The organism is Caldicoprobacter sp., from assembly GCF_047459465.1.
Lineage (GTDB): Bacteria > Bacillota > Clostridia > Caldicoprobacterales > Caldicoprobacteraceae > Caldicoprobacter.
In genome coordinates this window covers 1-7848 of record NZ_VSCO01000086.1, presented here as the reverse complement: position 1 = coordinate 7848, position 7848 = coordinate 1, and the positions used below count along the sequence as shown (strand labels likewise).

9 protein-coding genes are annotated in these 7848 nt (G+C 50.4%); all 9 read left to right on the top strand.

What is annotated here, in order from left to right; translation table 11 throughout:
• Positions 1–833, top strand: an 833-nt coding sequence (locus FWJ59_RS06560) for an AIR synthase family protein (RefSeq protein WP_414481168.1), incomplete at its 5' end; no start/stop codon positions are given.
• A gap of 103 nt (positions 834–936) precedes the next feature.
• Positions 937–1815 (top strand): YicC/YloC family endoribonuclease, encoded by an 879-nt coding sequence (locus FWJ59_RS06555; RefSeq protein WP_414481167.1) that lies wholly within the window; start codon positions 937–939, stop codon positions 1813–1815.
• A gap of 21 nt (positions 1816–1836) precedes the next feature.
• Positions 1837–2130, top strand: a complete 294-nt coding sequence (gene remA, locus FWJ59_RS06550; protein ID WP_414481166.1) for an extracellular matrix/biofilm regulator RemA — start codon at positions 1837–1839, stop codon at positions 2128–2130.
• A 9-nt stretch (positions 2131–2139) separates the two neighbouring features.
• The gene (gmk, locus tag FWJ59_RS06545) at positions 2140–2760 is read left to right on the top strand and encodes a guanylate kinase (protein ID WP_414481165.1); all 621 of its coding nucleotides are present in this window, start codon (positions 2140–2142) and stop codon (positions 2758–2760) included.
• A complete protein-coding gene (rpoZ, locus tag FWJ59_RS06540; protein WP_414481164.1) occupies positions 2760–2969 on the top strand; it encodes a DNA-directed RNA polymerase subunit omega in 210 nt (69 codons plus the stop codon). The genes gmk and rpoZ overlap by 1 nt, the downstream gene beginning before the upstream one ends.
• 1 nt (position 2970) lies before the next feature.
• Positions 2971–4191, top strand: coding sequence for a bifunctional phosphopantothenoylcysteine decarboxylase/phosphopantothenate--cysteine ligase CoaBC (coaBC, locus tag FWJ59_RS06535; RefSeq protein WP_414481163.1), 1221 nt, complete (start codon positions 2971–2973; stop codon positions 4189–4191).
• Between the two features lie 98 nt (positions 4192–4289).
• Positions 4290–6554, top strand: a complete 2265-nt coding sequence (gene priA, locus FWJ59_RS06530; RefSeq protein ID WP_414481162.1) for a primosomal protein N' — start codon at positions 4290–4292, stop codon at positions 6552–6554.
• Between the two features lie 16 nt (positions 6555–6570).
• The gene (gene def / locus FWJ59_RS06525; RefSeq protein WP_414481161.1) at positions 6571–7032 is read left to right on the top strand and encodes a peptide deformylase; all 462 of its coding nucleotides are present in this window, start codon (positions 6571–6573) and stop codon (positions 7030–7032) included.
• Positions 7032–7848, top strand: an 817-nt coding sequence (gene fmt / locus FWJ59_RS06520) for a methionyl-tRNA formyltransferase (RefSeq protein WP_414481160.1), incomplete at its 3' end; no start/stop codon positions are given. The genes def and fmt, both read left to right, overlap by 1 nt.

Genomic DNA, 7848 nt, shown 5'->3' with positions numbered 1-7848 from the left:
TAACTGGAGCTTCCAGCCAAATGGGGTATATAGGGGTTCATATTTGCTGCAACGATATAGTGACCACCGGCGCCGATGTGGTGGGGGTAACGCTGACCGTTTTGGCTCCGGCCCATGCCGAGGCTGCGGACATTGAGCAGGTGGTAGCCGATGCCGAATGTGCGGCCCGGGAGCTTGGTATAGACATTTTGGGCGGCCATACGGAGGTTACCGACGCTGTTTCCAGGATGGTGTTATGCCTTACGGCTATTGGGAGGGTCAATAAGGAAAAGGCGGTATCATTTGCAAATGCTAGAGCGGGAGACGACATAGTCATCACCAAAAAAGCGGGCATGGAAGGCACTGCCATTTTAGCTCATGACAGGGAAGAGCTGTTGTTGCGCCATTTTCCTGAAGATGTGGTTCAAAGGGCCAAGGGTTTCATAAAGCATATCAGCGTTGTGAAAGAAGGCCGGCTTGCCAGCGCGTTCGGCGTGCACGGGATGCACGATGCCACCGAAGGCGGCGTACTGGGGGCCATATGGGAGATCAGCGAGGCCATGGGTAGAGGTGTGGAGGTAGATATAAGGCGGATACCCATAGCTGCTGAGACTGCAGCCATCTGCCGCTTCTTCCAAATAGATCCTTTAAGGCTTATCTCCAGTGGTTGCATGGTTATAGTTACTCCCAAAGGGGAGAAGCTTGTCGAGCTTCTCAACTCCAACGGCATCGAGGCTGCTGTGGTAGGCAGGGTTATAGATGGTACCGCCAAATGGCTGTTGACCGAAGAAGGGCGTATACCCCTTGACCCACCGGGTGTCGATCAGCTTTATGAAGCTCTATGTTTTAAGTAATCTCCTTAAAACTAGACAAAAGCAGGTTTTTAACGGATGTAATTTGTGTTATAATACTGAATGAATGTGCAAGAGCTTATTATAGGAAACGGAGACGGTCAACATGATCTACAGCATGACGGGGTTTGGTAGGGGCAAGATAGAAGAACAGGGCAGAGAGATGTCCATAGAGATAAAAACGCTAAATCACCGTTTTTTGGATATCTATATTAAACTGCCGCGCACTCTTTCGTTCCTTGAAGAGGATATAAGGAGCATGATCCAGCAGCATGTGGCAAGAGGAAGAGTGGAGGTGACCGTGAGCTATACCTGTCAGCAAAGCGATGTTGTGGAAGTACAGGTTAACCGCCCTCTTGTGGAGGCTTATCTGGCTTGCTTTAACAAGCTTTCGCAAGAGTATAACCTGCGGAATGACCTTTCGATATCATCGTTGCTCACTGTTCCAGACGTTTTCGTGATCAATGAAGTGGAAGAAGATCAGGAAGCACTCAGGCGGATGACAAAGGCTCTTATGGAGCAGGTACTGAGCCAGGTAAAGGAGATGCGCAGGAAAGAGGGTGAAAACTTAAAGAAGGACCTGTTAGAACGCATAGAGAAAATGGAATCCATGTTGAAGTGCATTGAGCAGCGCGCTCCTCAGGTGGTGGAGGAGTATCGCCAAAAGCTAAAGAACCGATTGAAAGATCTGCTTCAGGGTTCGGAACTTGACGAAAACCGATTTAACATGGAAGTGATGTACTTTGCCGAAAGGTGCAATATAACTGAGGAGATAGTTAGGCTGTTCAGCCATTTCAAGCAATTCAGGGATGCTCTCGAATCTGTTGAGCCAATAGGTAGGCGACTTGATTTCCTGGTCCAGGAGATGAACCGGGAAGTCAATACCATTGGCTCCAAGGCAAATGATTTGACCATAATTAACCTTGTGGTTGATATCAAAAGCGAAATAGAAAAGATAAGGGAACAGGTTCAAAATATCGAGTAAAGCTGAAAAGGAGAGTGTAGTATGAGCATTAAATTGGTCAATATAGGATTTGGAAATATAGTCTCAGCTAATCGGCTTATAGCAATTGTCAGCCCCGACTCGGCGCCCATAAAGAGAATCATACAGGAGGCGCGGGAGAGGGGCATGCTCATCGATGCCACCTATGGCAGAAGGACCAGAGCTGTCATAATCACTGACAGCGACCACGTGATATTGTCTGCCGTTCAGCCCGAGACAGTGGCTCATCGCGTCAACGCGAAAGATAGCGCTCCGTCCACTTCTACGGTATCCGGAGAAGAGGAAGAAGAGGAGTAAGGTAAAGTCATGTTCACCACGTTCAACAAAGGGCTTCTAATCGTGGTATCGGGTCCTTCGGGTGCAGGAAAAGGTACTGTATGCAGCGCCTACCTCAAAAGAAATCCCCATGCTAAACTCTCGGTATCGGTAACCACGCGGAAACCCCGTGTTGGAGAAAAGGAAGGGATTAACTATTTTTTCAGAGACAAGGAAACTTTTCTTAAAATGGTAGAGAATGGGGAGTTTTTGGAGTATGCCGAGGTTTACGGCAACTATTACGGTACTCCCAAAAAATTCGTAGAGGAAGAGCTGGCTGCTGGTAATGATGTTATATTGGAAATAGACATACAAGGAGCCCTTCAGGTAAAGGAGCGTTTCCCCGAGGCGGTGTTCGTGTTTATAATCCCTCCATCCATGGATGAGCTTAAAAAGCGCATCGTCAAGCGCGGGACCGAGGATGCCGAGACCATCTACAGGAGATTTCGAAGCGCCTATGAGGAGCTAAATTATATCTCCCGTTATAATTACGTTATAGTAAATGATACGGTAGAAAGCGCCGTAGCTAAGTTGGAGGCTATTGTGCTTGCCGAAAAATGTCGTGTGGATAGGAATAAACAGCTATATTTAGAATTGACGGGGAGGGGTTGATGATGCTTTATCCGTCGCTTAATGACCTCATGAAGAAGGTTGACAGCCGTTATACCCTTGCTGTGGCGGTGGCAAAGCGTGCAAGGCAATTGGTTGCGGGGGCACACCCTTTGATTTCGACGCAGTCCAGCAAACCCGTCACCATTGCAACTGAAGAGATAAACGAAGGCAAGGTATATTATAAACGGACAAAAGAAGGTATAAAATGATATGAGTGCCGTAAAGGGGAAAAAGGTGGTCATTGGCATAACGGGCGGGATTGCTGCATACAAAGCAGCAGAGGTGGTAAGCGCCCTTGTCAAAAAGGGAGCACAGGTAAAGGTTATAATGACCGCCCATGCCATGGAGTTCATAAAGCCTCTTACGCTGGAAACCCTGTCGGGCAATCCGGTTTACTACGACATGTTTTCCAGACCTGGGGCATGGGAGATAGATCATATATCCCTTGCAAAGTGGGCTGACCTGCTGGTGGTGGTGCCTGCCACTGCCAACATTTTGGGCAAAGTGGCCCATGGTATAGCCGATGACCTTCTATCCACCACCATCATGGCCACCAGAGCGCAGGTGGTGTTTGCTCCTGCCATGAACACCAATATGTACACCAATCCCATCGTCCAGGAAAACATAAGCTTTTTAAAGAGCAAGGGATATATGTTTATTTCGCCGGCTACCGGAAGGTTGGCCTGTGGCGATTATGGCGAAGGCAAGCTCGCCGACGTTCAGGATATACTCGACGCAATAGAGGGATATTTCTCGAGAAAGAGCGATTTAAAGGGCTTGAGGATATTGGTGACTGCCGGCCCAACCAGGGAGTATCTGGACCCTATCAGGTTTATCACCAACCCTTCCTCGGGCAAGATGGGCTATGCCATTGCCGCTGCATGTGCTGAAAGGGGAGCCGATGTAGAGCTGGTATCGGGCCCTGTATCCATATCGCCGCCCCCCGGGGTAAGGCTTCATCGGGTTGAAACTGCTCAGGAGATGTTTGAAAAGGTAATGGACATCTTCCCATCGTGCCAAATGGTTTTCAAGGCTGCGGCAGTAGGGGATTATCGTCCCGAAACCTGTTATCCTACCAAGATAAAAAAGGACAGAGATAGATTAACCGTGACGCTGGTAAAGAATCCTGATATATTGAAAGAGCTGGGCAAACGAAAAGGCAGTTGCATACTGGTGGGTTTTGCTGCCGAAACCGAGAATATCGAGGAATATGCCATGAAGAAGATGCGGGAGAAAAACCTCGATTTCATAGTGGCCAACGATGTGACCCGGCAGGGTGCAGGGTTTGGAAAAGACACAAATGAAGGCTTATTGATCACCCGCCAGGGGGAGGTCATCAATATCCCTCAAATGGACAAAATGGAATTTGCCCATAGGATAATCGATGAGGTCATAAGAAGATGCCCTGATTTGAACCAGGGTTCAAACTGACTTAAAAGGGTACCTTGCTTGTACCCTTTTTGTTTAGCGTTTACCGTGAGATGTCATTTTATGGATTTGCTAAAGATGAATCGGATGGGGGGAGTTTGGTGGAAAGCGATGTCGTATATGCCGGCGTGATAATCGATCAGGCTCATCCTTCCCTTGACAGGGTGTTCCATTATATCATACCCCCCGAGTTGAGAGATAAGCTTCAGGTAGGAATGAGGGTACAGGTGCCCTTTGGCACGTCCAATAGGTTGGTTGAGGGATATGTGGTAAGGTTGGATGCCGCGGCCGATGTACCAGATGATAAGCTCAAGGCCATAGGTAAGGTGCTGGATGATTATCCGGTACTCCCTTACTTCCTGATCCCTCTTATAGGTTGGATGAAAGGGGAATATCACTGCCTATCCATAGAGGCCATCAGGTGTATGATACCTCCCGGCCTTAGGGCTAATGTGAAAAAGAAGGCTCAAAAGCTGGTGTTTTTGAGCGATCATGGGGATGTGGTGGAGGAGCGCATCGCTCATATCGCTAAAAAGTCCAAATACATGGCCGAGGTGTTGAGGCTGTTGGCCCAGCAGGATGGCATACCCCTTGAAGAGGTAAGAGCAGTCACTGGAGCGCCGTTGTCCAGCATAAAGAGCCTGGAAAAGCGGGGCTGGATTCGCATAGAACAGCAAGAGGTATATCGCAATCCCTGGAATTATGAACCCGATACGGGCCTTCAGCCCAAAATTTTGACCGAAGAGCAAAAGTCGGCCATCCAGATGCTGGAAGCAGCCCTTGTAAGAGGATACGGCGAGTTTCTGCTTCAAGGCGTGACCGGGAGCGGCAAGACCGAAGTGTATATCCAGGCAGCGCAAAAAGCCCTGGCTTTAAACAGGCAGGTCATAGTGCTGGTGCCAGAGATATCCTTGGCTCCCCAGACGGTGGAGCGGTTTAAAAGCCATTTTGGCCAACGGGTGGCCATACTGCACAGCGGTTTGTCCCTGGGTGAGCGATACGATGAGTGGCGCAGAATCAGAAACCAGCAGGTTGATATCGTGGTGGGGGCGCGGTCGGCCGTCTTTGCCCCTTTCGAGCGGCTGGGCCTTATCATTGTGGATGAGGCCCATGAGGACAGCTATAAGTCGGAGATGCAGCCCAGGTACCATGCGATAGGGGTTGCCCGCAAGAGATGCCAGCTTCAAGGAGCGGTGCTCCTGCTGGGTAGTGCCACCCCTTCCCTGGTAGATTATTACCTGGCACAGAAGGGTACGTATAAAGCGATAAGGATGGAGCACAGGGTGGATTGTCGGCCACTGCCACCGGTGGAGATTGTGGATATGCGCAAGGAGATAGAGCTGGGCAACCGCAGCATACTGAGCGGTGCGCTTTACCGTGCCCTGGACGGCGTGCTGCAAAGAGGCGAGCAGGCCATACTGCTGCTCAATCGCAGGGGCTATGCGCAGTTTGTGTCGTGTCGCTCGTGCGGCTTTGTGGTCAAGTGCCACAACTGCGATATATCGCTGACCTATCACGTTTACGATAAAACGCTAAAGTGCCACTACTGCGGAGCAAGCTATCCGTATCCCCACATATGCCCCAGATGCGGCAGCAAGTATATCAAGCACTTCGGGATTGGGACCCAGCGGGCTGAAGAGGAGATAAAGAAGCTATTTCCTCAGGCTCGCATAATAAGGATGGATATGGATACCACTTCCACCAAGGGGGCACATGAGCGGATTTTAAGGGCCTTTGGAGAGGGGAAGTATGACATCCTTCTGGGCACGCAGATGATCGCCAAGGGGCTGGATTTTCCGAGGGTGACCCTTGTGGGGGTCATTGCAGCTGATACTTCGCTCAACCTGCCCGATTATCGAAGCAGCGAAAAGGCCTTTCAGCTGATAACCCAGGTAGCCGGCCGTGCTGGGCGAGGGCCTTTGGGTGGGAGGGTCATCATACAGACGTATCAGCCACACCATTATGCCATAACGTTTGCGGCAAGGCACGATTATGTCGGCTTTTACAACAGGGAAATAGAGATGCGTAGGCAGTTTTTATATCCCCCCTTTTCACACATCATCAGGATACTGATGATGGGAGAGAAGGAGGAAGACCTCATACGGCTGGCGTTTGATACCAGAGATTGGCTGAAGCAAAGGATTGATGCCAGCGCTGTGCTGAAACAGGGACTTATTGATATAGGGGCCTATTCGGCTCCTTTAGAGAGGATCAATAACAGGTACCGATGGCAGGTGCTCATACGCATCAGGCCTGATGATATATACAAACAGGCATATCATCGGCTGATGGATGAGTGCATAGAAAGGCTTATGGGAGTTAAGGAAACCGCTATTGTGGATTTTTATCCATTGAGTTTGCTTTAGAAGGGATGATGAAGCTTTGGCAATAAGGAGGATTATGATATACGGCAAGGATGACGTGTTGCGCAAGGAGTCCAAGCCGGTGGAGAAAATCGACGAGAGGATTTTGCAGCTGCTGGATGACATGGCCGAGACCATGAGGCATGCCGATGGGGTAGGCCTGGCTGCCCCGCAGGTAGGGATATTGCGAAGGGTAGTGGTGATCGATGTGGGGGAGGGCTTGATCGAGCTTATTAATCCCGAGATCTTAGAAACGTCGGGGCAACAGCAGGGCGCAGAAGGGTGCCTGAGCATTCCGGGGGTGAGGGGAGAGGTAATACGGCCCGAAAAGGTGAGGGTAAAAGCCCTCAACAGGAAGGGAGAGCCCATCGAAATTACCGGAACCGGATTGCTTGCCCGAGCGCTATGCCATGAAATCGACCACCTGGATGGCATACTGTTTATCGACAAGATGGTTCCAGGAACGTTGGAGGAAGGATGATGAAGGTGCTGAGGATCGTATTCATGGGCACTCCCGAGTTTGCCATACCGTCCCTTGAAGCCATTGTAAGCAGCGGCCACCGGATAATAGCCGTGGTTACCCAGCCGGACAGGCCCAAAGGCCGGGGGAATAAACTGACGCCTCCCCCGGTTAAGGAATGGGCTGTTGCAAGGGGCATACCGGTCTATCAGCCGGAAAAGGCGAGGGATCCGGAGTTCATCAGGGTATTGAAAGAGCTGGCGCCCGACCTTATAGTCACCGCTGCTTATGGGCAGATACTGCCAAAAGATATACTCGATATTCCACCGCTGGGATGCATAAACGTCCATGCCTCTTTACTTCCTAAGTATCGCGGCGCTTCGCCCATACAACAGGCTTTAATAGATGGGGAGGCTGAGACGGGCATAACGATAATGTATATGGATGAGGGCATGGATACCGGCGACATAATACTCCAGAGGAGCATCCCTATACACCCCGAGGAGCAGGCCGATGAGTTGCATGACCGACTGGCTGCGCTGGGTGGGCAGGTGCTGGCCGAAACTCTAAAGCTATTTGAGAAGGGGCGACCTGCCGGCCGTCCCCAGGAGCACGATAAGGCCACATACTGTAAAAAGATAGATAAGGCCATGGGCAATATCGATTGGACCCAGAGTGCCCTTCGCATCAAGAATTTGGTGAGGGGACTGACGCCCTGGCCTGGAACCTTTACCTTTCTAGGGGAGCAGCGCATAAAAGTATGGAAGGTACGGGAATGGGAATACTCTACACTGGGAACCTATACCCCAGGGCACGTAGTGGCGGCCGATCCACGCC